The 24,430-nt window shown below is 42.3% G+C and carries 19 protein-coding genes; 9 read left to right on the forward strand and 10 right to left on the reverse strand.

The window, feature by feature from the left end; translation table 11 throughout:
• Positions 1 to 275 precede the first annotated feature (275 nt).
• Entirely contained in the window at positions 276 to 1,775 is a 1,500-nt protein-coding gene (putP, locus tag I6E84_RS04235; RefSeq protein WP_110922528.1) for a sodium/proline symporter PutP, read from the forward strand.
• Positions 1,776 to 2,331: 556 nt separating this feature from the next.
• Here putP and I6E84_RS04240 read toward each other — a convergent pair.
• The 3 genes from I6E84_RS04240 to I6E84_RS04250 all read right to left on the reverse strand — a co-directional run bounded on the left by I6E84_RS04240 (position 2,332) and on the right by I6E84_RS04250 (position 5,682).
• The gene (locus I6E84_RS04240; protein WP_197216361.1) at positions 2,332 to 3,639 is read right to left on the reverse strand and encodes an OmpP1/FadL family transporter; all 1,308 of its coding nucleotides are present in this window, start codon (positions 3,637 to 3,639) and stop codon (positions 2,332 to 2,334) included.
• A gap of 406 nt (positions 3,640 to 4,045) precedes the next feature.
• On the reverse strand, positions 4,046 to 5,248 hold the full coding sequence (locus tag I6E84_RS04245; protein ID WP_197216363.1) for an OmpP1/FadL family transporter: 1,203 nt from the start codon (positions 5,246 to 5,248) through the stop codon (positions 4,046 to 4,048).
• Between the two features lie 209 nt (positions 5,249 to 5,457).
• Positions 5,458 to 5,682, reverse strand: a complete 225-nt coding sequence (locus I6E84_RS04250; RefSeq protein WP_413786936.1) for a SlyX family protein — start codon at positions 5,680 to 5,682, stop codon at positions 5,458 to 5,460.
• 285 nt (positions 5,683 to 5,967) lie between these two features.
• Between I6E84_RS04250 and I6E84_RS04255 the strand changes: the two genes are divergently transcribed.
• The 6 genes from I6E84_RS04255 (at position 5,968) to I6E84_RS04280 (ending at position 12,565) form a co-directional block, all read left to right on the forward strand.
• The gene (locus I6E84_RS04255) at positions 5,968 to 7,905 is read left to right on the forward strand and encodes an ATP-binding cassette domain-containing protein (RefSeq protein WP_197216367.1); all 1,938 of its coding nucleotides are present in this window, start codon (positions 5,968 to 5,970) and stop codon (positions 7,903 to 7,905) included.
• Positions 7,906 to 8,377: 472 nt separating this feature from the next.
• Positions 8,378 to 8,962, forward strand: a complete 585-nt coding sequence (gene petA / locus I6E84_RS04260) for a ubiquinol-cytochrome c reductase iron-sulfur subunit (RefSeq protein ID WP_110922523.1) — start codon at positions 8,378 to 8,380, stop codon at positions 8,960 to 8,962.
• A gap of 7 nt (positions 8,963 to 8,969) precedes the next feature.
• Complete coding sequence (locus tag I6E84_RS04265; RefSeq protein WP_370463022.1) at positions 8,970 to 10,190, forward strand: cytochrome b; 1,221 nt, start codon at positions 8,970 to 8,972, stop codon at positions 10,188 to 10,190.
• On the forward strand, positions 10,190 to 10,903 hold the full coding sequence (locus I6E84_RS04270; RefSeq protein WP_110922521.1) for a cytochrome c1: 714 nt from the start codon (positions 10,190 to 10,192) through the stop codon (positions 10,901 to 10,903). The genes I6E84_RS04265 and I6E84_RS04270 overlap by 1 nt, the downstream gene beginning before the upstream one ends.
• A gap of 208 nt (positions 10,904 to 11,111) precedes the next feature.
• A complete protein-coding gene (locus I6E84_RS04275; protein WP_197216369.1) occupies positions 11,112 to 11,726 on the forward strand; it encodes a glutathione S-transferase N-terminal domain-containing protein in 615 nt (204 codons plus the stop codon).
• A 401-nt stretch (positions 11,727 to 12,127) separates the two neighbouring features.
• Positions 12,128 to 12,565 carry a ClpXP protease specificity-enhancing factor gene (locus I6E84_RS04280; protein ID WP_197216371.1) on the forward strand — a complete coding sequence of 146 codons (438 nt, stop codon included), beginning with the start codon at positions 12,128 to 12,130 and terminating at the stop codon, positions 12,563 to 12,565.
• An 80-nt stretch (positions 12,566 to 12,645) separates the two neighbouring features.
• Here I6E84_RS04280 and dcd read toward each other — a convergent pair whose 3' ends face one another.
• From dcd to I6E84_RS04310, 6 genes are all read right to left on the reverse strand, one after another.
• A complete protein-coding gene (gene dcd, locus I6E84_RS04285; protein ID WP_010199897.1) occupies positions 12,646 to 13,221 on the reverse strand; it encodes a dCTP deaminase in 576 nt (191 codons plus the stop codon).
• Positions 13,222 to 13,422: 201 nt separating this feature from the next.
• Complete coding sequence (gene apbC, locus I6E84_RS04290; protein WP_197216373.1) at positions 13,423 to 14,658, reverse strand: iron-sulfur cluster carrier protein ApbC; 1,236 nt, start codon at positions 14,656 to 14,658, stop codon at positions 13,423 to 13,425.
• 481 nt (positions 14,659 to 15,139) lie between these two features.
• A complete protein-coding gene (locus I6E84_RS04295) occupies positions 15,140 to 15,940 on the reverse strand; it encodes a 3-hydroxybutyrate dehydrogenase (protein WP_197102776.1) in 801 nt (266 codons plus the stop codon).
• Positions 15,941 to 16,110: 170 nt separating this feature from the next.
• Positions 16,111 to 16,740, reverse strand: coding sequence for a 3-oxoacid CoA-transferase subunit B (locus I6E84_RS04300; RefSeq protein ID WP_197216375.1), 630 nt, complete (start codon positions 16,738 to 16,740; stop codon positions 16,111 to 16,113).
• A gap of 94 nt (positions 16,741 to 16,834) precedes the next feature.
• Entirely contained in the window at positions 16,835 to 17,539 is a 705-nt protein-coding gene (locus I6E84_RS04305) for a CoA transferase subunit A (RefSeq protein WP_197102773.1), read from the reverse strand.
• Between the two features lie 255 nt (positions 17,540 to 17,794).
• Positions 17,795 to 19,135: a short-chain fatty acid transporter gene (locus I6E84_RS04310; protein ID WP_197216377.1), complete on the reverse strand. Its 1,341-nt coding sequence runs from the start codon at positions 19,133 to 19,135 to the stop codon at positions 17,795 to 17,797.
• A 410-nt stretch (positions 19,136 to 19,545) separates the two neighbouring features.
• Between I6E84_RS04310 and I6E84_RS04315 the strand changes: the two genes are divergently transcribed.
• Both I6E84_RS04315 and metG read left to right on the forward strand, forming a co-directional pair.
• Positions 19,546 to 20,961, forward strand: a complete 1,416-nt coding sequence (locus I6E84_RS04315) for a GntP family permease (protein WP_197216379.1) — start codon at positions 19,546 to 19,548, stop codon at positions 20,959 to 20,961.
• Positions 20,962 to 21,272: 311 nt separating this feature from the next.
• Complete coding sequence (gene metG / locus I6E84_RS04320) at positions 21,273 to 23,372, forward strand: methionine--tRNA ligase (RefSeq protein ID WP_197216382.1); 2,100 nt, start codon at positions 21,273 to 21,275, stop codon at positions 23,370 to 23,372.
• A 260-nt stretch (positions 23,373 to 23,632) separates the two neighbouring features.
• Here the strand turns inward: metG and I6E84_RS04325 are convergent, their stop codons facing one another.
• On the reverse strand, positions 23,633 to 24,040 hold the full coding sequence (locus I6E84_RS04325) for a hypothetical protein (protein WP_197216384.1): 408 nt from the start codon (positions 24,038 to 24,040) through the stop codon (positions 23,633 to 23,635).
• Positions 24,041 to 24,430: the final 390 nt, after the last annotated feature.

Raw genomic sequence — 24,430 nt, forward strand, 5'->3', positions numbered from 1 at the left:
CGGCTTATATTGATATATAACGAGCAGATGCGAGCAATTAAGACAGATAGAAAGAGCGTAATATTTCTATTGCTCTCAAATGACTGCTTAATTAGTATTCGCCCTAAAACAGCATCAATCATATAAAACTAACAACAGATATTAAATAAAAGCCATTATGTCCTACTTAATGGCTTTTTTTGTCTTTAGATATTGTTTTGGACATCGTCTTGTAACACTTAATATTTATAGTTAAAAATAATTACAGCCAACATGGTTGGTTAAGGATCATTTATATGAACGGAGTTTCTAGTGGCGTGCTGATATCACTCGGCGCCTATTTCTTAGTGATGATTGGGATTGGCATTTACGCTTATTTTAAGCAAGCCAATGATACTGAAGGCTATATGTTAGGGGGTCGTAACTTAGGTCCAGCAGTAACAGCACTTTCGGCAGGTGCATCAGATATGTCAGGTTGGTTATTACTTGGCCTACCTGGTTATATGTTCGCCGATGGTGTGGTTAGTATTTGGATTGCCCTTGGTTTGACATTAGGCGCATTCTTGAACTATCTCATCGTGGCACCGCGTCTTCGTGTTTATACCGAAGTAGCTGATAATGCTATTACCCTACCTGATTATTTCGCCAACCGCTTCGAAGATAAATCACATATGCTACGGGTTATTTCAGCCGTGGTTATCATCTTGTTCTTCACTGTTTACACCGCAGCCAGCTTAGTAGGTGGTGGTAAACTATTCGAAAGCTCACTCAACCTTTCTTACAGCACAGGCCTATGGGTCACCGCAGGCGTGGTTGTAGCATACACCTTGTTTGGTGGTTTCTTAGCTGTATCAATGACTGACTTTGTGCAGGGCGTTATCATGCTTTTTGCCATGGTTATCGTACCGGTTGTTGCTTTCACAGACTTAGGTGGTATTTCTGCCACCACAACAGCTGTTAGAAACATTGACCCTAGTTTGCTAGACATTACCAGTGGTATGACGGTTATTGGTATCGTTTCTCTGATGGCATGGGGCTTAGGCTATTTTGGTCAGCCACATATTATTGTTCGTTTTATGGCGATTCGCTCAGTGAAAGACGTTCCTACTGCGCGTAATATCGGTATGAGCTGGATGGTAGTTAGTCTTGTAGGTTCATTGATGACTGGTTTTGCTGGTCGCGCTTATGTACAAAAAACTGCGATGACACTAGACGATCCTGAAACTATCTTTTTAGTATTCACTCAGTTTTTATTCCATCCACTGGTATCAGGTTTCCTATTAGCCGCTATTTTAGCCGCTATTATGAGTACGATTTCTTCACAGCTATTGGTGGTATCAAGCTCACTAACCAAAGATGTGTACAAATTGTTCTTTGATCAAGATGCACCAGAAGCTCGCCAAGTATTGGTTGGACGTATTTCTGTAGTCGCCGTTGCTCTAGTATCAATCTTACTTGCCTCTAATCCTGAAAGCTCTGTACTAAGCCTTGTATCTAACGCATGGGCTGGATTTGGTGCAGCATTTGGACCATTGGTTATATTTAGCTTGATATGGCGTGGTATGAACCGCAATGGTGCGGTTGCCGGTATGGTCATTGGTGCTTTGACCGTCATTCTATGGATATATGGTCCATTCGAGATGAATGGTATGGCATTGAATAGCTGGTTATATGCTATCGTTCCAGGCTTTGTATTAAGTACGATAGCAATCTTTGCTGTTAGTATCATGACTGGTGGTCCAAGACCTTCAGTATCTGCTAAGTTCGAAGAGATGGAGCTGAACCTAAACAAGTAACTTTGTTTAGCACTTTTAGCTTACTACAATAAAAAAACCTCGCCATCATTGGCGAGGTTTTTTTATTGATTGCAATTAATACAAAAGTAACTAGAACTTAAATCAACTCGCTTTGGGCTTGTCGCTTAGTACCTACCGTGTGTTGGCAATGCCAAATTGTTATAAAAATAGTGCCAATACCTCTGTCTTCTTTGTGAGAGGATAAAAGCAGCTGGTACCTGATCTTCAAGTTTATTATATAACGACTCCATCAATAGCTTGCTATAGCATCTAATCTTAGTGAGACTCTTCTCAAATAACCCCACATAGCATACAAGCTGAAACTCGATAGCTTACCTTAAACCCCCTCTATAACTTCAGTCTACTTAACCACAGTAATTTATCACCTGCCCTATATTTACTTATAACGATTGCAGCAATCAGCATTTTTTCACTGAACAGCATGTCCTATTATTCGTTATTAAATTCTTTATAAGAAAGTCCATATAAAACACGCCATAAAAAAACGACCTTTAGATGGTCGTTTTTTTTACTACACAACAGTTATCAGTTAATACTATTTTGCTTGATAGGAAACTTTTAGACCAGCGATGAAGCCATCGTTGTCTTGGAAGTCGGCAACAATTTTGTCAGTTGGTAGTGAGCCTTGAGCATCACCGAACCACAGATATTTACCACCAGCTGATACGGCCCAGTTCTCAGTGAAATTGTACTTAGCACCAAGACCAACACTATAGTAGCCATCAACAGGACCTAGTGACGTTGTTGGATCACCAGCACCGCTATCCCAACCAACAGTACCACTGATTGCAAGTGCTGGTGCTACACGCTTTGCCAGACCAAGCTCTACTTGCCACTGATCATCATCATACTCAACTAAATTTAGACCATCCGGACCATAATTTGCTTTACTGACTTCGTTATATAACGGTGGTGTGATGACAAAATCGCTCCACGGTACCCAACGTACTTTTGCCGTCGCTAGTGTCGTAGGATTGATACCGGTTTGAAAATCAAAATTCACTGATTTAGGCGTAGTGATTTCATAATTACTCTTCTGATTGGCTGAAAGTGCACCTCCAGATATAATAGATCTGAGAGGATAGCTTTCAGCTATATCTACATTGTGTTCAATCTCAGAACGGTACGTCAGCGCCGCTTTTAGAGCAATCTCAGGCTTGTAATAAGCAACACCTGCTATGTAACCATAATCCATATCAGGATTACTGGTTGAGGTGTAACCACTGGCAGGGCCGTAAGCCAGTCCACGTAGTTTGGTTTCTGCTTGAATACGCTGTGCCACTGGGCCACCATACACTTGGAAGTTTTTGTTAGCACCAAATTTCATACCAAGCATGCCTGTTAGGCTTTGGCTACGTACTTCAACGTTAGTGTTTTCGCCTGCACCAGTGGCTTCAGCTGTTGCTATCGCACCTGCAGTTTGCCCATCAACGCCATCAGCTACTAATTCACCGACAGACCCACCTAAGCTCTCACTCGCAACAAAATTACTTTGAGTGTATTCAGCAGCCGCGCCAAAAGGCTCATCATATAACACACCAACACTGAAAGTATCATTGATATCGGCTTTTACACCATAGCGGAAAAAGTCATAGGCTTCAGCAATATCGCCCGTTTTATCACCACGTGTATAGTCATTAGTGCTGTTATTATTGTTTGAGCTATCGTAACCACTCACATCAGCATCGATGTAGGTATAAACGGCTTCAGCATAGGTGCCATCTTGGAAAAAGGCAGTGACATCTTGACCTGAACGATCGAGACCAGCTGCATTGGTGACGCTGGCTATAGAAAGAGTAGCAATCGCTACTGCGAGGGTTTTCAAATGAAAGTGATTGCGCATTGTGTATCTCCAACGGTCCTTGTTGTATTACTACTTTAACAATCAATGTGTAGCATTGTTGCGCTTAACATTGAAGTTATCAAAGTCGTGTCCTAAGTTGAATACTAATGCCTTTTTGACACTAAAACAACAATAAAAGTGCTTTATTTCTCAATTATGACTGGATAGTACAAATACCATATAAATATAATACTGGTATATGTTTTTAAGATATGATTATTATTTAAATCACTGTTAGAGTTACTTAGCTATAATAGCGAGATAAGAATTTGATCATAATCAAGCCCCTAGTAAGCTATGCTTATTTTCTTCAAAGATGGTAATGCACGCACAAAAAAACGACCCATTATGAGTCGTTTTTTTTCGCCGCTAAACTATACATTCAAAAATATGATGGACGTATGCCTTATAGCGCTTGGTAAGAAACTTTTACGCCAAGTACAAAACCGTCATTGTTTTCAAAGTTAGCAACAGTGTCACCAGTTGGCACTTGACCATCAGCATCACCAAGCCATAAATATTTACCACCAGCTGAGATTGCCCAGTTTTCAGTGACATTATACTTAGCTCCCAATCCTGCGCTATAGTAGCCTTCAGTAGGCCCTAATGAGGTCACAGGGTTACCAGCACCACTATCCCAACCTACCGTACCACTTACTGCTAGAGCTGGCGCCAAACGTTTGGCAAGGCCTAGCTCAACTACCCACTGATCTTCATCATAGCTTACTAGTGGCAAGCCATCTGGTTGGTAAGCAGGGTTCAGTTTGCTAACGTCATTATATAATGACGGTACAATTGAAAAATCACTCCATGGCACCCAACGTACTTTTGCTGTGGCTAAAGTCGTAGGGTTAATACCAGTCTGGAAATCAAAGTTTACTGACTCAGGGGTAGTAATATCAATATCACCTGATCTTGGACCATATCCAGGGAAGCTTGCTACTGCAGGATAACTTTCAGCTGCATTAGCTGTATGCTCGATTTCTGAGCGATAGGTCAACGCTGCTTTCAGTGCAATTTCAGGCTTGCTGTATGCAATACCAGCAATATAGCCATACTCTTGATCTGTACCAATATGAGTAGTATAGCCATTAGCAGCACTATAAGCTGGACCGCGCAGCTTTACATCCGCTTCTACACGTTGAGCGACTGGACCACCATATACTTGAAAGTTCTTCTTTTCACCGAATTTTGCACCAACAATAGCAGTAATGCTTTCGGTACGTACTTCTACATTTGTACCTTCACCATTTCTAGGTGAAGCGGTATTTTGGTCGACGAAGTTATTGTCACCACTATAGTCAGCCGCAGCACCAAAAGGCTCGTCATATAAGATACCAACACTAAAAGTCTCATTAACGTCTGCTTTTACACCATAACGAAAGAAATCATAAGATTCTGCGATATCACCAATTTTATTACCTGAGACATCATTGCCTGTCACATCAGCATCGATATAAGTATAGACGGCTTCGGCATAGGTGCCGTCTTGTAGGAATGCGGTGACATCCTGACCTGAGCGATCAAGACCAGCAGCACTAGCAATGCTAGTAATAGAAAGTGCAGCAACAGCTACTGTAAGAGTTTTTAAATGAAAGGTGTTGCGCATTATATGTCTCCAAACGTCCGCATTGTTTTACTGCCTTACCCATTTTTGACAAGTAAGCAGTATCCGAGATGGAGAATAGTAATGATTTTCGAACATTAAAACAACTAGAAGAATACATTATTTCTTCATTATGACCAGATAGTCATAATATAGTGCCTTTATATAAATACGTGAATATAATTTTATTAACGGTTCAATATTTATATATATCAATAATGAGGCGGTCTGTCTGCCATCACATCAAATGGTGCAATGCCCGTTTCTATATCTTGACTATCCACTTGCTTATAAATCAGCTGCAACTGCCGCTGTAATGTCTGAAGATCTTTATCTTGACGTGCAATCACCGCATCGAGTCTCTCTACTGTCATCTCAAGATGCGCCATACTCATTTGCAAGTCAATGACTTGTTGCGTTTGTAAATCAACCTGCATAGCTGATTCATCGATTTGAGCATCGTTTTGAACATTGTCTTGAGTGTTAGATTGATTCATGTCTTTCTCTGAGTTATCGTAAATATAAAGCTAGTAGTATTGGTTACACAAGTAAATGAGTAACCGATATATTACCGCTATTAAAAAATAAGGCTTTTAAAACGGTAGCTATAAATAGTGTGTATAAAACCATTTACACGCACTACAGTCACGTAGTGGCATGTTATACTGCTAGCAATTCTGCAACAACCCCTACCTCACTATTATATAAGCTTAAGATATTCTATGGCACTGATACATTTAAAAGATATTCACCTTGCATTTGGCGTCGCTCCTGTACTTGATGGCATTGATTTTGCTATTGAAGCAGGCGAGCGTGTCTGTCTAATTGGCCGTAATGGCGAAGGCAAATCCACTCTATTTAAGCTGATTAGCGGCACCTTACAACCTGATAGCGGCGAAGTTATTATCAATAGTAGCGTACGTGTTGCGATGCTAGAACAAGACGTTCCTGAAACCAGCGGACGTATTTTGGATATAGTCATGGGTGGCAGCCGCCGCACGGCCGATCTGCTTATCAACTATAACGCCCAAACTGACTTATGTGCGAATGGCGATATGGATGCCTGCGAGCGTATGGCTGATTTGCAACATGATATCGATGCCGTACATGGCTGGGATCTAGAGCGCGAAGCTACCCGCCTTATCAAAACCATGGGGCTTAACCCAGACGATGATTTGTCTTCATTATCAGGTGGCCGTAAGCGCCGTGTACTACTAGCACGCTCTTTGGTAACCAAACCTGATGTACTGCTTCTCGATGAACCAACCAACCATTTGGATGTTGATAGTATTGAATGGTTAGAACGCTTTTTATTAGACTGGCAAGGTCTGACACTATTGTTCGTGACCCATGATAGAGCATTCGTTAACAAACTATCGACTCGCATCATTGAGCTTGATCGTGGCCAATTGACCAGCTATGACGTCACCCAAGGCGAAGGTGGCTACGCACGCTATCAAGAGCTAAAAGAGCTACAGTTACTGGCTGAAGAAAAGAATAACGCCAACTTTGATAAAAAACTGGCGCAAGAAGAAGTTTGGATTCGCCAAGGTATTAAAGCCCGCCGTACCCGTAATGAGGGCCGTGTCCGTGAGCTAAAAGCCTTACGTGAAGAGCGTGGTGATCGCCGTGAGCAAGTCGGCAATGTCAACATCACGATGGGTCAAGGCGAAAAAAGCGGCAAGCTCGTCTGTAAAGTTAAAAACTTACATCTTGAGTATGACGGCAATGTATTGGTTGAAAACTTTACGACGACTATTATGCGCGGCGATAAAATCGGTATTGTCGGACCTAACGGTGCGGGTAAAACCACCCTTATCAAAGCCCTACTCGATATGTCTGATGACGAAGTGACCAAGTCTGGTAGTGTCGAATTGGGAACTAACCTAAAAATCGCTTTCTTCGACCAGTTACGCGATCAGTTAGACCTTGAAGCAAGTGTGGCGCAAAACGTCTCAGAAGGCTCGGATTTTGTAGAAGTGGGTGGTCGTAAGACGCACATCATGAGCTATTTGCAAGATTTCTTGTTTGCCCCAGAGCGTGCACGTACGCCCGTTAAGGCATTATCAGGTGGTGAGCGTAACCGCGTCCTACTTGCCAAGCAATTATTGAAGCCTGCCAACATTCTAGTACTTGATGAGCCAACCAACGATTTGGATATGGCAACACTTGAGCTATTAGAAGAGTCAGTCGCCAGCTTTGGTGGTACGATTTTGCTCATCAGTCATGATCGTTCATTCATGGACAACGTCGTTACCTCAACATGGGTATTTGGCGAAGACGAAGATGGCAAAGGTACTGTCAGCGAGTATGTCGGTGGCTATCAAGAGTATTTGGTACAAAAAAACCGTGAAGAAGCAGCAAAGGCGGCTAGAGCACCAGTAATCAATACAGCAGGTAAAGCTGCCAGTAAACCAACAGCCGCAAAACCCAATAAAGCAGCCAAGAAGCTTAACTTTAATGATCAACGCGAACTAGACAATTTACCAAAAGAAATCGCAGCATTAGAAGCTGAACAAAATGATCTACAAGAAAAACTGGCAGATGGCTCTTGGTTCAATAGCGACTTTGATGCGGCGACTGCTGCTAGTGAGCGTCTATTGACTATCGAAGATGAGATGATGACTAAACTTGAACGCTGGAGTACGCTAGAGGGTTAAGTATTCGTTTTAGGTTCTTTGATAAATGCTTATTTGATGAGCATTTATAGTGGTAAGCAGTTAAATATTAAAAAATAATCACCACTTGATTGTACAAAGTGGTGATTATTCGTTTATAGCGACTTACAAAGCAGTTAGATAGTGAAAGTTACCTTAATTTCAAGTATCATTCGCTATTGCTAAATATCCTTATTAATTATAAGGTCATCCGCATTTATAATCCTTGCTAGAAAACAGAGTCCAGATAGTGATAAACCATCTACTTTACTTAGGTTATCGCTTTCAACCTTATAATATATCCTATTAAGGTTGCTTTATTTTTAACGCAATAATTTATTTTATCACCGAAATAGCTTAGAATAGCAACAATTAGCAAAATTAGGCATAGCCAAAGTGGCTTGATATTATATATTTTATAAGTCACAAACCCAGTGTGGGATAATCCCATTTCATTCACCTGGAGGAAGTATTAATGAGCCAAGCCGAAGGCGTTAATGTACAACGCCGTAGAGTTCTTATTGCCTCAACTGCCGCGATTGGTGCAGTTGGAGTCGCTGCTGTGGCAACACCTTTTGTCCGTTCTTGGTATCCAAGCGCTAAAGCTGAGGCTGCAGGGGCTGCAGTGACCCAAGACATTGGTTCTATCGAAGCAGGACAGATGATTGTTGTCAAATACCGTGGTAAACCTATCTATGTGGTTAAACGTACCGAAGAAATGATTGCAGGACTAGAGTCAGTCAAGCCATTATTGTCTGATCCTGAGTCTGCAGCATCGTTACAGCCTGAATACTGTACCAATCCTACTCGCTCTTTAGAACCAACTGTGTTGGTCGTCGAAGGCGTTTGTACGCATCTAGGCTGTGCACCGAACTATCGTCCTGATGTTGGTGCAGCTGATTTGGGTGGTAATGACTGGTTTGGTGGATTTTTCTGCCCGTGTCATGGGTCTAAATATGACTTAGCCGGTCGCGTCTTTAGTGGCGTTCCAGCACCGCTTAATTTACCTATTCCAGAGTACAACATGGATGGTACCATCTTGACGGTTGGGGAGGCTTAATATGAGTATGGGTAAAAAGTTAATGCATTGGGTAGACGCTCGCTTCCCAGCGACCGAAACCTATGAATACCATATGTCAAAGTACTATGCACCAAAAAACTTTAACTTTTGGTACTTCTTTGGCGTATTGTCAATGATTGTACTGGTTAACCAATTGGTGACTGGTATTTGGCTGACGATGATGTATAACCCAAGTGCCGAAGGGGCGTTTGCATCTGTTGAATACATCATGCGTGATGTAAAAGGCGGCTGGCTCATTCGTTATATGCACTCGACTGGCGCATCAGCGTTCTTCGTCGTGGTATATTTGCATATGTTCCGCGCATTACTATATGGTTCATATCAGAAACCGCGTGAGCTTATTTGGCTCATCGGTATGGGTATTTACCTAGCGCTAATGGCAGAAGGCTTCTTTGGTTATCTACTACCTTGGGGTAACATGTCATTCTGGGGTGCACAGGTTATTTTGAACCTTCCTGCTGCCCTACCTGTGATCGGCGATGGTCTTGCTGAATGGGTACGTGGTGATTATATTATCTCTGGCATTACGCTAAACCGTTTCTTTGCTCTACACGTTGTTGCTATTCCATTAGTACTGGTAGGCTTAGTATTTATGCATTTGGTGGCACTGCATCACGTGGGTTCGAACAACCCTGATGGCATTGACATTAAAAAGCTAAAAGATAAAAATGGTGTGCCATTAGACGGTATCGAATTCCATCCGTACTACACTGTGCATGACATGGTTGGTATTGTTGTGTTCTTTATCTGCTTCTTTGCAGTGGTATTCTTCTTCCCAGAAGGCGGCGGTTTCTTCCTTGAGCCACCAAACTTTGAGACAGCGAACTCACTGAAAACACCAGCACATATTGCACCAGTATGGTACTACACGCCGTTCTACGCTATTTTACGTGCAGTTCCTGATAAGCTAGGTGGTGTGGTCGCGATGGGTGCTGCAATTGCCGTACTATTCTTGATACCATGGCTGGATAGATCACCAGTACGTTCTATACGCTATAAAGGCATATTGTCTAAGATTGCTTTAACAGTATTCGCTATTAGCTTTGTCGTACTAGGCTACTTGGGTGCAACACCAACGACCCCAACAGCAACATTAATGGCTCGTATATTTACGGTCTTGTATTTCTTATTCTTCTTATTGATGCCGTTCTACACTGCTATTGAGAAGTGTAAACAGCCACCAGAACGCGTTACCGGAGGTCACTAATGAACACGCTAATTAAATCCCTAGCTGGTCTAGGCTTGGGCGCGGCATTAACCTTGACTGCTGGTACTGCAATGGCCGAAGGTAGTGGCTGTGGTACGTTCACTAATGCCGATGGCGTTGATGAACATCTGGCTTGTAGTACAGCTCCTATTGATTTTACCAATAAGGGCTCATTACAAAACGGTGCTAAAATCTTTATGAACTACTGTGCTGGGTGTCACTCAGCCAAGTATGTTCGTCATTCGCGCATTGCCAAAGATTTAGAAATACCGCCTGAGCTTGTTGAAAAGTATCTGATGGTCACCACCGATCAAATCGGTGACCATATTACTGCTGAGATTGATCCTGATATTCAAGCATCTTGGTTTGGTGCTGCGCCTCCGGATTTGTCACTTGAGACAAGACTACGCGGCGATGACTGGGTATATACTTACCTACTGTCGTTTTATGAAGATCCAAACCGTCCTTGGGGCGCTAATAACCTAGTGCTTAAAAACGCTGCTATGCCTCACGTCTTGCATAACATGCAAGAAAAATTGAGTGCAGAAGAGTTTGAGAGCGAAGTTGGTGACCTAGTGAACTTTATGGCATGGATGGGTGAACCTGCTCGTCATGACCGTCAAGTGATTGGTTTCTTTGTGATTCTATTCTTATTAGTACTGCTCATCCCAGTTTACTTATTGAACAAAGAATTCTGGAAAGACGTAAAATAAGATAGTAGTAGAAGCATAAGAGACAAGCATGATATTAGGCACTACTTCGGTAGTGCCTTTTTCTATTCTGATAAACCATTAAATAGTAGAACTATCGCCAAAGAAGTAGACAAATAAAGCGCTCACAAGCAATGTTTACGTACGTTGCCTTGATAATCAGGGCAACTTTGTTTACGATGATAGTCTTTACTATTAACATTAGGCTTTCATGATTGATGCGAACGACATTCCAAGTAGTCAGCTGATTTTGTATGCTGATGACGGCTACGACAGTCATGTGGTACGCCTATTACTTGAAGAAAAAAAGCTCGCCTACTATTTATCACGTTTGCACTCTGAGCGTCCTGAAGATTTGACTGAGCTGAACCCCTATCATACTTTACCTGTCCTGCAGCAGCGAGAAATTGCGCTCTATGAGATCAATGTTATCTTTGAGTATCTCGAAGAACGCTATCATACAAACAAACTACTGCCTGATACCCCGCAGGAGCGTGCACAGTTCAGACAGTTAGCGTGGCGTATTCAGCGTGATTGGCTCTCACTTGGTAAGCGCCTACTCGTACATCCAGATAGCTTTAATAAAGCACAAGCAGTGGTTGCCAAAAAACAGCTGAGTGATTCGCTGATTACCTTATCGCCTTTGTTTGCCCATAAGCCTTATTTTATGGCAGATGAATTTGGCTGGTGTGACATACTATTAGCACCGTTATTGTGGCGGCTTGAAGAGATGCATATCGAACTGCCTCGTGCCATTAGTCGTCCACTATTTGATTATCAAAAGCGTGTCTTTGAACGCGATAGCTTCCAAAAAAGTGTGCGTTGATTAGACAGCTGGCTTAGAATAGAAAATTATTAGAATAGAAGTTAAATAGGGTCTGTTGAACATTCAAATGTGGTGCTGGCAGTCACCATTTTTTAGACAATATGCAGTGAAATTTTTGACGCCTAGTTATTCTAGGTTAGACAATTTCGCCATATATTGGCAAAAAATAGTACTGCCCTGAAAGGCTGATGCTAAAATTACCCCAAACGTTGTTGCAAGCCTAGTTAAGGTCTCGACATTATCGTCGACTTACGCCTAGCTTGATGCAATTTTAGCAATCAGCAGCCCTAATATTTGAATGTTCAACAGACCCTAATATTTATTTAGTTTTTTTCAATGAACAAGCTACTCCAAGAAGTATCTGTTCACTATTAAAAATAATTCGTATAGGAAATCATCAAATGAGCGAAACCACCTCTATTACCCCAACACGTCCCTATATGGTGCGCGCACTGTATCAGTGGATAGAAGACAATTCACTTACCCCGTATCTAATGGTTGATGCCACTGCTGAAGAAGTACAGATTCCAAGAGAGCATGTGCAAGATGGTCGTATCGTGCTCAATATTGCTAGCCGTGCAACTGGTAATATGAGTATGGGAAATGACTATATTAACTTCAGTGCCCGCTTCGGTGGTGTATCGCAAGAAATTTGGGTGCCACTGACTGCCGTATTGGGTATCTATGCAAAAGAGAACTCACAGGGTATGTTCTTTGATCCTAACGAATATGATAATTACGTACCTGAAGAAGACTCAGATGTTACGGTTAAGACAACCCCTACTGCTGCGCCCAAGCCAAAACGCGATAACAAAGCAGGCCTAAAAGTCTTAAAGTAGTCAATTTTTCTATATAAAAAAGGCCAGTCATATGAAATATGACTGGCCTTTTTTGTACTACGTATCGCCTAAGACCTAATCTAGGTTCTTGGTAGTGTCACACCGCGCTGACCTTGGTATTTACCACCGCGATCTTTGTAACTGGTCTCACAAACATCATCAGCATCACTTTGGAAAAACAGCATTTGTGCCACACCTTCTCCGGCATAGATACGCGCTGGGAGATTGGTGGTATTACTAAACTCTAGAGTGACGTGCCCTTCCCACTCAGGCTCAAGCGGCGTCACGTTGACAATAATACCGCAACGCGCATACGTTGATTTACCTAGGCAAATAGTCAATACGTCACGTGGAATACGGAAGTACTCCATGGTACGAGCCAATGCAAATGAGTTTGGCGGAATGATACATTCGTCACCAACGATATCAATAAAACTTTTTTCATCGAAGTTCTTAGGGTCCACTACTACTGAATGTACGTTGGTGAATACCTTGAACTCAGGTGCACAGCGCACGTCATAGCCATAGCTTGACGTGCCATAGCTCACCAAACGCTCGCCAGCATCGTTAAAGCGTACTTGACCCGCTTCAAATGGCTCAATCATGCCATGCTCTTCGGCCATTTTACGAATCCAGCGATCAGATTTGATAGACATTGTTATTCATTCCTTAGCAAATATTTAATAGCGACGATTATACGGAATTGATGACTTAATTTATAGGGTAGCGAGGACTTTAAAATCCACTACTCTATTAGATTGATAAATCAAATCGATGATTAGACAACTCTCAACACCCTCATTCCATACATGCTAAATGTTAAGCGTTGAGATTGAGACATCTACACTGAATAACCATCAGAAAATCCGCTTATCATCGACAGGCTTGGCAAATTTATTAATATTGGTTTCAATGTTTTTAGCAATGCTCAAATAATATGGTGCAAACTCATCATCAGCCAATACACTTGGTTCGCCTTTATCCACTTGAGCACGAATACCGCTGGCTAAAGGTAACTGTCCTAATAATGGCACATGATATTGTTCAGCAATTTTTTCGCCGCCACCTGTACCAAAGATAGCTTCGGTATGGTTACAGTTGCTACAGGTATGCAGTGCCATGTTTTCAACCACACCCAGCACAGGGATGTTGGTTTTGTTAAACATCTCGATACCTTTTTGCGCATCCAGTAGCGCAACATGCTGCGGTGTCGTCACAATCACGGCTCCGGTGACTGGAATACGCTGTGCCAATGTCAGTTGTATATCGCCAGTACCGGGTGGCATATCAATCACTAAATAATCTAGCTGCGGCCAGTTGGTTTGATTATAAAGCTGCATCAAAGCACCAGTCGCTTTCGGTCCACGCCATGCGACAGGCGTATTATCGCCATCAAGTAAGCTACCAATTGATAGCATCGCTATGCCATGTGCATCAACAGGTACGAATTGCTCGTTCTCTAGTTGTGGCTTCACATCGGCAACACCCAACATCGTAGGCATACTAGGACCATAAATGTCAGCATCAAGCACACCAACACGATTGCCAAGCTTTTGTAATGCCAACGCGATATTGACTGTCGTTGTCGATTTGCCGACGCCGCCCTTACCCGATGCCACCACGATAATATGGCGAATACGCGGATGTGCTGCTAACGATGCTTGTGTCGGTGCCGCTTTAGTAATCGGTGGTTCAGCATTGTTATCATTATTACTATTGTCATCAGGATTGGCTACAGGCTTGCTTTGACTATCCATAGCATTGGTCGTCTTCGGCATTTTCTTTGGTAAACTTGAACCTGAGCCTTTTTCTGGCGCTGGTAGACGTACATTCATATGAATCGTCGTAATACCATGCGGATGCAGTAATTGACCCAGCTCTTGCTGAATGGCTTCAGGCTTACTCTCTTGCGGTAGACGCAAGTCTAAAGTGAGCTGGTCACCATCGCGATTAAGACCCGTTACCATAGTCGCGATACTAACCGTACCGACTTCATAACCAAGTAATACCTTGTCCACAGCACTATCTCGAGCCGCTCGCTGCTCTGGCGTTTCTGGTTTATTGGTGGGAGTTTTCTTCATAAAGTTAAACATAGCGACCATTACTGCCTATACAAGTGGGTTGGTATGCTAAAACAGCTCGTTCAACACCATAGTAGATATGATAAACCACATAGTCAGTTCAATATAATTTGAATACAAGGAAGGCGAGTGAAAGTGCTACAAGTAGTAGACTAAGCGAGCCTGACACCGTATCCAATTTATAGAGGATTGACTATATAATATATGAGCGTTTAGCCAGACCTTTTATCTTGATAGTGTAGCTGAATTACAAGCATAAAAAAACCACAACGCCAGTAGGACTGAGCTTTGCTACATATGTTCTACTGTGAGCCAAGTTTGCTGCCTGCTATTTCTTAAACTATCTCAACCATTAATCAAAAAATAGACAGGAAAAAGCAATAAAAAAGAGCCAATCTAATTGGCTCTAATGGGTATAAAACAAGATGCTGATCCGATAAGAATCTAGAAGAAAACGAGTGGCTATTCCATCGAATGGATAGTTAATAATTTCTTAGTTCATAAACCAACCATGACTGGCAACGATAGATTGTCCAGTAAATACATTGGTTGGGAACGCCGCTAAAAATAGCGCCAATTGCGCAATGTCTTCTACCGTCGTAAATTCTTTGTCTACCGTGTTTACCAACATAATATCGTTAATGACAGACTCTTCACTGATGCCCTTTTCAGCTGCCTGCTCTGGGATTTGTTTTTCTACCAAAGGTGTTTTAACAAAGCCTGGACAAATCACATGCGAACGTACTTTATGCTCGGCACCTTCTTTGGCCAATACACGACACAGACCTAATAATCCATGCTTGGCGGTCACATAAGGGGCTTTATATAATGAGGCCTCATGCGAATGAGCAGAGCCCATATAAATGACCGTGCCGCCTTTATCGCCTTTATACATATGCTTAATCGCTGCTTTGGTGGTTAAAAATGCACCGTCCAAATGGATATTGAGCATTTTTTTCCAATCGCTGAAAGCCATTTTATCAATAGGGTCAATGATCTGAATACCAGCATTAGAGACTAGAATATCAATACCACCAAAGGTATCTACTAGCTGCTGTACACCTTCGTTGACTGCATCTTCTGACGTAACATCCATCGCAATCGCGAGAGCACGTCCGCCAGCCGCTTCAATAGCATCAACGGTTTTCTGTGCTGCTTCTAGATTAATATCTGCAATACCAACCGCTGCACCTGCTTTTGCATAAGTCTCAGCGATATCACGTCCGATACCACTTGCAGAGCCAGTGACTAACGCTACTTTGCCTGTCAAATCTTGTTGTAGTTGGGTCGCCATACATATTCCTTATAATGGTCTAAAATATTGTTAATTTTTATAAAAATAGAACTGAATGAATACGCCACTATAATTATAGTGGCGTATCTATCTGAGGGATAAAGCTCATTGATGTTAAGACAATCACATTACAGTAAAGAGCTTACTGTACAAAGTTTACTGGATAATGTTTACTGGATAATGTTTACTGGCGTTTTTTCTTGTAACGCTTCAAAGCTAACACCGTCTGCTAATTCAACCAATTTTAACCCGTTATCAGTAACGTCTAATACAGCAAGCTCGGTGATGATACGATCGACCACGCCTTTGCCTGTCAATGGTAGCTCGCAATTGGCCAGAATTTTTGGGTCGCCGTGTTTATTGACTTGTTCCATTAGGACAATCACACGCTGTACGCCTGCAACCAAATCCATCGCGCCGCCCATGCCTTTGACCATCTTTTTGGGAATCATCCAATTGGCCAAATCGCCATTTTCTGATACTTCCATCGCGCCCAATATCGCCAAGTTAACATGGCCACCACGAATCATCGCAAAAGACTCTGAGCTGCTAAAATAGCTGGAGCCTGGCGCTGCTGTGACCGTTTGCTTGCCAGCATTAATCAAGTCAGCATCAACGTTGTCTGCTGTGGGAAACTCGCCAATCCCTAGCAAGCCGTTTTCTGATTGTAGCCACACATCCACGCCTTCAGGAATGTAGTTAGCGACCAACGTTGGTAGACCAATGCCTAAATTTACGTAATAGCCGTCTTGTAGTTCCTGTGCAGCACGCTGCGCCATTTGTTCTCTTGTCCATGCCATGGTAAATTCCTTATTTCTACGATATTCTATTTTTGTTCATTTAGACTGCTAATTATTTTCAATTAAGCTTCGACCACGTTTTTATTTAAGCACCTTACACTGCTTTAATTGTCGTTTTTTCGATGCGTTTTTCAGGGCTATTATTCAATACAATACGTTGAACAAAGATACCCGGTAGATGCACTTCATCTGGATCAAAAGTGCCTGTCTCTACAATCTCTTCGACTTCGACAATCGTGATTTTACCTGCCATTGCACAGTCTGGATTGAAGTTACGAGCGGTTTTGTTAAAGATCAGATTACCCGCTTTATCGGCTTTCTGTGCTTTGATTAAAGCAACATCCGCGCGCAATGAATGCTCTAACACATAAGTTCGACCATCAAAATCACGCGTCTCTTTACCTTCAGCGACCAGAGTACCTACGCCTGTTGCGGTATAAAACGCAGGGATACCTGCCCCGCCTGAGCGTAATTTCTCAGCCAATGTGCCTTGTGGTGTCAACTCAACCTCTAACTCGCCAGCTAAATATTGACGCTCAAACTCTTTGTTTTCACCGACATAAGAGGAGATCATTTTTTTGATTTGGCGAGTTTGTAGTAACAGCCCAAGACCAAAGTCATCCACGCCCGCGTTATTACTGATACAGGTTAGACCCTTAACTTTACTATCACGCAATGCTTCGATTAACGATTCTGGAATACCGCATAGACCAAAGCCACCAATAGCGAGTGTTTGCCCATCAGTCACGACGCCTTTTAGCGCCTCTTCAGCACTACTGTATATCTTTGATTGACTCATACTTATCTCCTGTAATTCTCATTTATATTTTTAATCCTTGCATAAACTAATGCTGAATTAAGTATTTCAATTATCCATTTGCTTGTTACTTTTAATAAGACCTAACAGCGAAAACTCATTATGCTTGTTTTTCTTTTGAGCGTTATAACCTTGTATAGTCAATTCAATTTAAAAATAGTACAAGGCAACCGAGTGTAGATGTATATTAAATACTTCAAGCGAGGTTAACGCAGTAATACTTTTATAGTGGAATGACTATACCACCAGCCAAAACACACTCATGATAACAGCACCAGATACCGCCAGTACTATCAGACAGTAACCCATGATAGCGCGTGCATCCAAACCTGCGATACCCAATAATGGCAAAGCCCAAAACGGTTGAATCATGTTGGTCCACGCATCACCCCACGCAATCGCCATCGCAGTAATGGCTGGACTAACACCCAGCTCAATGCCAGCAGGAATCATAACAGGACCCTGTACCGCAAACTGTCCACCGCCCGATGGTACAAAGACGTTGACCAAACCAGCACTCAAAAAGGCAAAAATCGGGAAACTGTCTGCGGAAGCTGAATTGACGAAAAATTCGGTCACTTGCGTACTGATAGAAATCCCATCAGCATTCGCACCAGTCATGATGCCCATGATACCGCCATAGAACGGAAACAGTAGCACAATACCTGTGATGCCACCTATCCCTGAGTGCACGGCTCGATAATAACGCTCTAACGTGCCATGCGATAGTAACCCTATAAACAAAAACAGCCCAATGACGATGTTGAGCCCGAGGTTAAAACCGTTACTACCAAACTCGCTGATATAGTACATCAGTGCCAACGCCAATAGGATAACAGCAATAATACGGCTGTCATCTAGTTTTTGTGCCGGCGTGTCTCTCTGAGGTGCGACATACACTTCTTGTTTGATCAATTTAGGATCGATAACCGTAGGGTTTTTGGGATGCATAAAGCGATTGACGAGTGGCAAAATAATGATGAGCAAACCTACTAGCAACAAGTTATAGCCTGCAAATACCGTCTGTGACAGAGGTACCGCTTCGGTCATGGTATTGCCTGATAGCGTCAGCAGCGTATCACCGCCAGAGCTAAGCGTCAGTGGTATCGAACCTGAAAAACCGCCATGCCAAATCACGAAACCTGAGTAAGCAGCAGCGACCAATAGCGGATAATCGACATTAGCGACCTTTTTTGCCAGTGCTTTGGCAAAGATAGCCCCGATGATAAGACCAAACCCCCAGTTTATCCATGAACCGACCAGACCAACCAAGGTTGATACGATAATAGCGGTCGTAGGAGAATGCACTCTACTGGCAAGATTGTCTAACAAACGCTGAATAAATGGTGCGCTGGCAAATGCGTAGCCTGTCACTAGGACCAATGCCATTTGCATGGCAAAGCTATGTAATGACCATAACCCATTGCCCCAGTGCCCTGCCATAGCAATCATATCTTGGCCAGTAATAGCCAGTCCCACCGCAAACGCGATGAGCGTCAAAACGATCGAAAATACGAATGGGGATGGTAGATAGCGGTTGACTAACTGCACGCTCATATTGGTGATGGCACTAAACATATTCACATTCCTTGTAAATTTAATGTTTGGTTTTAAAAAATATAGTTAGAGCTATATTGAACGATTATCATATTTGAGAGTAATTACTGTTTACTGTACCTAATAAATGGAAAACATTGTATTTTATATTGTCATCCATAACAATACATTTTATATCGCTATATCATGCGTGAAACACTTGTGCTAACTTAACATATTATTTTCGTAGCGACTAGAAAATAACAGTCAGTGCATGTGAGTCAACGCTGTGCAGTATATAGTTCGGTAAGATATTAATGATGGATAGCGCATGAGTCTAGATTTATGTTTGATAAAACAGACGAAATAGACCTGTTTTGATTAATTTTATTGACCTATATGGATAAGCACGGCATACTCGCTGCCTTATTTTTTTGCCAAGGAGGGCCATCATGTTTAGTACGCTTGCTATTGTCATTACTCTAATATTACTCATGTTCTTTGCTTATCGCGGTTATTCTGTGCTGATCTTAGCACCGATTATGGCGACATTAGCCGTATTTCTTTCAGGTGACTTTTTAAGCAGTATTCCCGCCTATACCGATGTTTTCATGGGTGCTTTGAGTGGATTTTTACTCAAGTTCTTCCCTATTTTCTTATTGGGCGCGCTCTTTGGGCGTTTGATGGCAGACTCTGGTGCAGCAACAGCAATTGCCAATACCGTGGTCGAAAAGCTTGGTGCTAGCAAGGCTATTTTAGCCGTTATCTTAGTCTGTGCTATTTTGACCTATGGCGGTGTGTCATTATTCGTCGTGGCATTTGCTATTTATCCAATCGCCAAAGACTTGTTCAAAGCTGCCGATATTCCTAAGCGCTTGATACCAGCAGCGATTGCTTTGGGCTCATTTACCTTTACGATGACAGCATTGCCAGGTACGCCTGCCATTCAGAACGCCATTCCAATTCCTTATTACAATACCAACGTATTTGCCGCGCCTATTTTGGGTATTATCGGTGGTCTGGTTATGTTTATTGGTGGTTGGTTGTGGTTGCAGTCACGAGCCAGAAAGGCCAATGCAGCGGGTGAAGGCTATGGTCAGCATGATGAAGAGGATGTGGGCGGTATCAGTTCAACTGCAAAAGAAACTGAAGCATTAAACACGCATCACACCTCATTTACCGTTGCGATGATTCCATTAATATTGGTCATCGGTTTAAACGCTGTATTGACGTACGCTATCTTTCCATCGATGGACTTTAGCGCTTTACAGACGCAGTTTCCTGACTTAAATATCGCAGGCTCACTCGGATTATGGTCAATTATTCTCTCATTGGTTGTGGCTTGTGTGGTATTAATCTTGCTACGTATCGGACATTGGAACAATCTACAAAAAACCATTAACCGTGGTACTTACGACTCTATGTTGCCGATTTTTAATACTGCATCGGAAGTCGGTTATGGTGCTGTCATCGCCTCGTTGGCAGGCTTCCTTATCATTCGTGATAGCATCTTGAACCTAAGCCCTGAAAACCCACTCATCTCAGAAGCGGTCGCAATGACCACGCTGGCGGGTATTACCGGTTCATCGTCTGGTGGTTTGAGTATTGCTCTATCCACTTTGGGTGAAGACTATCTCAGAATGGCCGTAAATGCTGGTATCAATCCAGAGCTGATGCATCGAGTCGCTGTCATGGCAGCCGGTGGTTTGGATACCTTGCCACATAGTGGTGCGGTTATTACCTTACTAGCGATTTGTGGTCTGACCCACAAGCAGTCATATCTAAACGTTGCCATGGTCACAATGGCTATTCCACTGGTAGCGGTCGTCACTGTTATCACTTTAGGTACTATGTTTGGTTCGTTTTAATTTTTAATAATAAAGTCTAAACAACAGTACCTAACCAAAAACCCACCTAGCGATTGCTCGGTGGGTTTTTTATGGCCAGCTGATAACGTCTAAATTCGATGTAAGCCTATTGTTTATGGTTAGTAGATGCCTAACGAATGAGAAGTAATTACCAAGGAATATCACAAATTTAGCCGAATTACGGTATCATAGGCACACTTTTTAAATTTTCATTATTTTTGGAAGTTTTTAGCATTGATAACATCGCGTCTAATGGCCATAAGCTGCTTAAGACGTTTGATAACTAACCCGTTTATATAAAAATATAGGTGATGAAAGTGCGTGAGATTCTAGTAACCAGTGCGCTGCCCTACGCCAATGGCTATATCCATTTGGGGCATCTTGTAGAATATATTCAGACAGACATTTGGGTACGTGCGATGAAAGCGCAAGGCCATCAGGTCACTTATGTCTGCGCAGATGATGCACACGGTACCGCCATCATGCTAAAAGCAGAAGCCAATGGCGTGACACCAGAAGAACAAATTGCGTCAGTGAAAGCATCACATGAAGCTGATTTTTCTAAGTTTTTGATTAATTTTGATAATTATCACTCTACTCACTCAGAAGAAAACAAAGAGTTTTCTGAGCTTATTTATCGTCGTCTTAGTAGCGCTGGACACATCAGCACCAAAGACGTTGAGCAGTTATTTGATCCTGAAAAGCAGTTATTTTTAGCCGATCGCTTTGTCAAAGGCACCTGTCCTGAATGTGATAGTCCAGACCAATATGGTGATAACTGTGAAGTATGCGGCACCACATACAATGCCACCGAACTTAAAAATCCACAGTCTACGCTGTCTGGTTCAACGCCTGTACTCAAAACCTCTAAGCATTATTTCTTTAATTTGCCAGAGTTTGAGCAATTCTTAAAAGACTGGACACGCAGTGACAACCGTTTGCAAACGTCAGTGGCCAATAAATTGCAAGAGTGGTTTGAGGCAGGCTTAGCGACTTGGGACATCTCACGCGATGCGCCTTATTTTGGCTTTCAAATTCCAGATACTCCAAGCGATGAACCAGACAAATACTTTTATGTATGGCTAGATGCACCAGTCGGCTACATGGCAAGTTTTAAAAACCTATGCGACAAACGCGCAGGTACAGAGCAAGCGCTTGATTTTGACCGCTATTGGGCACAAGAAAACGAGCACAAAACCGAGGTTTACCACTTCATTGGTAAAGACATCGTTTACTTCCACGCTTTGTTTTGGCCAGCCATGCTTGCGGGCAGCGAGTATCGTACACCAACAGGCGTCTTTGCCCACGGCTTTTTGATGGTCAATGGCGAGAAGATGAGTAAGTCACGCGGTACCTTTATCAAGGCCGAAACGTACGCTGAGTATTTACATCCTGAGTACCTGCGCTATTACTTCGCCAGTAAACTGTCTGACAAAGTCGAAGATATCAATCTAGATTTAGAAGACTTTATGCAAAAGGTCAACTCTGATCTGGTTGGAAAAGTGGTCAATATTGCCAGTCGCAGTGCAGGGTTCTTGGTTAAGAAATACGACGGCATGCTTTCAGAAGTTTGCGCAGAACCAGAACTGTTAGAAGACATCACCAAAACGGGCGATGAGATTGCTGCTGCCTATGAAAACCGCGAATTCTCACGTGCTATGCGCTTAATCATGCAGTGTGCAGATAAGGCCAACGAATATATTGACGAGAAAAAACCATGGTCGCTTGCTAAACAAGAAGGCACTGAACAAGAAGTTCAAGACGTCTGCTCGGTTGCGATTAATATTTTCCGTCAATTGATGGTCTACCTTGCGCCTGTACTACCTGAGCTGACCAATAATGCCAAAGAATTCTTAAACATTGACAGCTTAGATTTCGCTAGCCGTAATCAGTGGTTACTTGGACATAAAATCAATAAGTTCAAACCACTCATGCAGCGTATCGAAGAAAAAGATATTGAAGCTATGGTAGAAGACTCAAAAGCCTCTCTCGCACAAGTAGACGCGCCAGCTGCTATCACAAACAGCAAGCCAGCAGCAAAAAATGCAGCACCAGAAGCCAATGCAGACGCTGAGCAAACTGACTACATTGGTATCGAAGACTTTGCCAAAGTTGAGATGAAAGTGGCACACGTCTTAGCCTGTAACCATGTCGAAGGCGCGGACAAGCTTTTACAGTTTACGTTAGATGTTGGTGAAGACAAGCCACGCAACGTGTTCAGCGGTATCCGTAAGTTTTATGAGCCAGAGCAATTGGTTGATAAAAAAGTCGTTTGTGTGACCAACCTTGCACCGCGTAAGATGAAATTTGGTATCTCAGAAGGCATGGTACTATCAACTGGTGAGCCAAAGACGGGCTTAACAGTCGTTACCTTACCGGATGCTTGTGTCGTTGGTGATGTTTTAGCTTAACGGTTATTTTTAGGGCGTGTCTTCATTTCAAAAATGGTGATAAAAATGAGATAAATTGCCGTCAAACGAGGAAAATAGTGCAGATAATATCGGGATATTAACTAGCTATTTAACGATATTTGGCAAAATTTAGCTGTTTTTAGCCCATTTAGATAACTATCGAGTGAATTGAAGACACGCCTTAGTAGTAAAAAATAAAAAAGATGCCCTAGTGGCATCTTTTTTTATGGTTGATTTATTAAATGAATAAAAACCAAGCCTTACCTATTCAAAATATTAATAATCTGCAACGTGTCACTAATCACCGTCACAATATTATTTTCTGGCGTGCGAATACGAGTGTAGCGGTTATCATAACGGTCTAAGACGACCGAACGATCGTAATCTCTTCTATCAATCTTGCCGACTACTCTGTAACCGTATCTATCGAGATCACGCTTGAATGAGGCGTTAGGGCTAGCATTGCGATAAGCGTTAATATTAGGTCGGGCTTTACTGTGATGGTTATTATCTTTATGGACATAAGCAGATTTGCCATTTCCGTGTCCATTTCCATGTCCATTCCCGTGCCCGTTTCCATGACCATTTTTTGCCATAGCAGGTAAGCAAATCAATGAGGTAGCAGTGATGCCAGCGATGGTTAATAGTTTGAGATTAGCAGTGTTCATAATGTTGCCTTCATAATGTTGCTTGCAGAGTATTCGTTTAAACAATATCAAGTAGAGACCAGCGTGAGTTCTATATTCGCCACGTCAGCGCAATAGTAATGGGAACTTTGGACTTACTATCATTCTTGTATCAGAAAATTCTTGTATAAAAATTAGCTTACGTTAATTATGAAGGCAGTCCGTAATAGATGCGTTGCTAGCTTGTAAGCTTTTTGATGGTGATTTTACTGAATAAGATAGCCAACCTACTCCTTATTAGCACCGATGACGAACACGACTGAATTTTTTATTGCGATAACTTACATTACTGTCATAATATAAATATAATGATCGATGGAACGATTATTTTATTGTTAGCCTGCTATTTTGGCATCAACATAGCATTGACTC

Origin of the sequence: Psychrobacter sp. SCQQ22, from assembly GCF_015864605.1 — a bacterium.
Classification (GTDB): domain Bacteria; phylum Pseudomonadota; class Gammaproteobacteria; order Pseudomonadales; family Moraxellaceae; genus Psychrobacter; species Psychrobacter fozii.

Bases quoted from the DNA above. Each gene is read 5' to 3' on its own strand.
- I6E84_RS04325 (WP_197216384.1), bottom strand. From the start codon at position 24,040: ATGAACACTGCTAATCTCAAACTATTAACCATCGCTGGCATCACTGCT.
- I6E84_RS04245 (WP_197216363.1), bottom strand. From the start codon at position 5,248: ATGCGCAACACCTTTCATTTAAAAACTCTTACAGTAGCTGTTGCTGCA.
- I6E84_RS04300 (WP_197216375.1), bottom strand. From the start codon at position 16,740: ATGGCATGGACAAGAGAACAAATGGCGCAGCGTGCTGCACAGGAACTA.
- I6E84_RS04240 (WP_197216361.1), bottom strand. From the start codon at position 3,639: ATGCGCAATCACTTTCATTTGAAAACCCTCGCAGTAGCGATTGCTACT.
- I6E84_RS04310 (WP_197216377.1), bottom strand. From the start codon at position 19,135: ATGTTTAGTGCCATCACCAATATGAGCGTGCAGTTAGTCAACCGCTAT.
- I6E84_RS04295 (WP_197102776.1), bottom strand. From the start codon at position 15,940: ATGGCGACCCAACTACAACAAGATTTGACAGGCAAAGTAGCGTTAGTC.
- apbC (WP_197216373.1), bottom strand. From the start codon at position 14,658: ATGTTTAACTTTATGAAGAAAACTCCCACCAATAAACCAGAAACGCCA.
- I6E84_RS04270 (WP_110922521.1), top strand. From the start codon at position 10,190: ATGAACACGCTAATTAAATCCCTAGCTGGTCTAGGCTTGGGCGCGGCA.
- dcd (WP_010199897.1), bottom strand. From the start codon at position 13,221: ATGTCTATCAAATCTGATCGCTGGATTCGTAAAATGGCCGAAGAGCAT.
- I6E84_RS04315 (WP_197216379.1), top strand. From the start codon at position 19,546: ATGTTTAGTACGCTTGCTATTGTCATTACTCTAATATTACTCATGTTC.
- I6E84_RS04280 (WP_197216371.1), top strand. From the start codon at position 12,128: ATGAGCGAAACCACCTCTATTACCCCAACACGTCCCTATATGGTGCGC.
- putP (WP_110922528.1), top strand. From the start codon at position 276: ATGAACGGAGTTTCTAGTGGCGTGCTGATATCACTCGGCGCCTATTTC.
- I6E84_RS04265 (WP_370463022.1), top strand. From the start codon at position 8,970: ATGGGTAAAAAGTTAATGCATTGGGTAGACGCTCGCTTCCCAGCGACC.
- I6E84_RS04275 (WP_197216369.1), top strand. From the start codon at position 11,112: ATGATTGATGCGAACGACATTCCAAGTAGTCAGCTGATTTTGTATGCT.
- I6E84_RS04255 (WP_197216367.1), top strand. From the start codon at position 5,968: ATGGCACTGATACATTTAAAAGATATTCACCTTGCATTTGGCGTCGCT.
- petA (WP_110922523.1), top strand. From the start codon at position 8,378: ATGAGCCAAGCCGAAGGCGTTAATGTACAACGCCGTAGAGTTCTTATT.
- I6E84_RS04250 (WP_413786936.1), bottom strand. From the start codon at position 5,682: ATGCAGGTTGATTTACAAACGCAACAAGTCATTGACTTGCAAATGAGT.
- metG (WP_197216382.1), top strand. From the start codon at position 21,273: ATGAAAGTGCGTGAGATTCTAGTAACCAGTGCGCTGCCCTACGCCAAT.
- I6E84_RS04305 (WP_197102773.1), bottom strand. From the start codon at position 17,539: ATGAGTCAATCAAAGATATACAGTAGTGCTGAAGAGGCGCTAAAAGGC.